The sequence below is a fragment of the Trinickia symbiotica genome (genome assembly GCF_002934455.1).
In the GTDB taxonomy this organism is placed as follows: Bacteria; Pseudomonadota; Gammaproteobacteria; order Burkholderiales; family Burkholderiaceae; genus Trinickia; species Trinickia symbiotica.
In genome coordinates, this window is sequence record NZ_PTIR01000055.1 from 1 (window position 1) to 2,412 (window position 2,412).

The following is a 2,412-nucleotide window of genomic DNA, read 5'->3' on the forward strand; positions in this document are numbered from 1 at the left end:
TGTCTGGCGTCAACTACAACCGCCGCCGACGACAACTAAAATTGCCGCCCTATGCTGCTACCGGGGCTGACGCCGTCGGCTTCGCGCCGGCAGCTTTCGCCCGATAGCTTTCAACGCTCATCAGGTCGAGAACGACACTGTGATGGACAACGCGGTCGATGGCCGCGAGCGTGGTCATCGGGTCCTTAAAGATGCGTTCCCATTCTGAGAACACGAGGTTTGTTGTGATGACGATGCTCTTGCGCTCGTAGCGCTCGGCGAGCAACGTGAACAGCACTTCCATTTCGTCTCGGTCATGCTGGACGTAGCCGATGTCGTCCAGAATGAGGCACTCGAAGCGATCCAGCTTCGCTAGCTCTTGCGGCAAACGCAGATCGCGCTTTGCTGCCAGTAGCCGCTGCACCAAGGCCCCCGTGGGTGTGAACAGGACCGGGTAGCCTTGCTCGACGAGCGCGTGCCCCAATGCGCAGGCAAGATGGCTTTTCCCCGCACCAGGTCGGCCGACCGCGACCACGTTGGTGGCATCCTTGAGGAAGCTGCCGCTGCGCAAACGCTCGATCTGCATGCGAGTGGCCGGATCGAATCTTTCCAGCTTTAGCGTGCGGAAGCTCTTCTCGGGCAGCAATTCCGATTGCCTCAGTAGTCGCTCGATTCGGCGCGACGTCTTCGCTGCACGTTCGATACGAGCCAGCTCGAGAAGGAACGCTTCATGCGTCAGCCCTTCTTTTGCTGCTCGCAGTGCCGTCTCTTCCACGGCTGCCGCCATGGCACCGAGATTGAGCGCACGAAGCGACACCAGCAACTCTTCGCGGGCGTTATGCATGGTTGCTCCGTGACGGAATCAGTGCGTCGTAGTCGCGCAAGTTGATGGCGGCCTTGCCGATCTTCGGCACCGGTGTCGGCGCAGGGCTTGCGACGAGTTCGCGCACGACATCGAGTGTCGGTACGCGGTCCTCATCCAACACGCGGCCGATTGCTTCATCGATTTCGGCCTCGGACGTGCTCGCAGCTAAATGCAACAGGCGTAGGTATTCCCGGTCCGCCTTCGTCGGCGTTGCGGCAAGCAATGCGTCGTAGGCCCGGCGGAACGTGGTCGTTGGAAACAGCTCGTCTCTGTAGCAGTAGGCCGCGAACGCCCCGGGCTTTCTTACCAGCGACCAGATTAGGTGCCGGTAGTCGATTCGTCGCTGATTGCGGCCGGTCAAGCGCGGAAGAGTGAGAACATGCGCCGTCCCGTGGTAAAGGTCTAAGCTCTCCGAGCGGATGCGCGCTTTCAGCGTCGCACCGATCAATCGCGACGGCACGGAGTAATGATTGTTGAGCACCCGAATCAAACTGAAACGAGAGACGCGCACCGAGACCTCGCGCGTGAAGTCCAACGGCGCCGCGGGCAGCGGCCTAAGCGCCGCTCGGTCCTGCTCGAATCGTTGCGAGCGTGTGAGATTGCGCTGCCGAACAAGTTCTCCAAGGAAGTGTTCGTAATCGCTACGCGTTCCGAAGTCTCGCGTGCCGCGAACCCGCAGTGCCTGATCCACGGCCTCTTTGAACCGGAAGTGCGATTGCTCGACGTCACCGTTCTGGTTAGCGCATCCGGCCGTGTTCGCCGACGGCTGCATGCCGTAATGGGCGAGCAATGCTCGATAGTTCTGCGTGAACTCGTGCATTCCTTCGCGATCGAGGTCGCGTACGGCCGCGGTGAGATTGTCGGTGCGGTGCCATTCGGGAACACCGCCGATCTGCCACAGGCACGCTTCAAGCCCTTCGGCCAGCGCCTCGAAGCTCTCGGAGAAGCAAATGCGTATGGCCTCCACGTTCGAGTAGGTCAGCACCAGGTGATAGACCAGGTGCGGGAATGCCGTGCCCGAGATCGTTACTCTCAGGCTATTCATCGAAGTGAAATCGGATTGAGCCATGCGCCCGGGCACATGCTCCTGTGGAAACATGACCTCCTGTTCCGGGCCGTGACGAACTCGCCACGCTTGAATGTGCCGCTGCAACGTACGCAGCTGGCCTTCCTGATATCGCCCCGGAAACGCCTGGCACAGCAGCGCGAACAGCGTCTTGGCCTGCAATGCCGGGTCTCGCTTGAGGTGTTCCTCAACCCACGGCCAGTCGAGGCTAAACGGATTCTCCCGCGTGCGATGCGTGCGCGGCTTCTTCATTTGACTCGGCAACGTGCCAGCACGCTCGTACTTACGGACCGTGCGCTCGCTCATACCGGTTCGCGCTGCTGCCAGCTTCTGGCTCGCTCCTTTCCGCCGTTCTTCCCGCAACAATTTGATTTCTCCGTCTTTTTTCATGCTGGCTCCGGAAGGAGCCGCATGATAGCGACGGCCGCGACCTCAGCAGGTCAGCCGCCGAACACCGGCAAATCTAGTTGTCGCCACCGGCAAAAGTAATTGTCGCCAGACA

General features: G+C 60.6%; 2 protein-coding genes. Both read right to left on the reverse strand.

What is annotated here, in order from left to right:
• Window positions 1-49: 49 nt before the first annotated feature.
• Window positions 50-823 (reverse strand): IS21-like element helper ATPase IstB, encoded by a 774-nt coding sequence (gene istB / locus B0G57_RS30670; protein WP_102607429.1) that lies wholly within the window; start codon window positions 821-823, stop codon window positions 50-52.
• The gene (istA, locus tag B0G57_RS30675) at window positions 816-2,300 is read right to left on the reverse strand and encodes an IS21 family transposase (protein WP_102607430.1); all 1,485 of its coding nucleotides are present in this window, start codon (window positions 2,298-2,300) and stop codon (window positions 816-818) included. The genes istB and istA overlap by 8 nt, the downstream gene beginning before the upstream one ends.
• Between the last annotated feature and the right edge of the window lie 112 nt (window positions 2,301-2,412).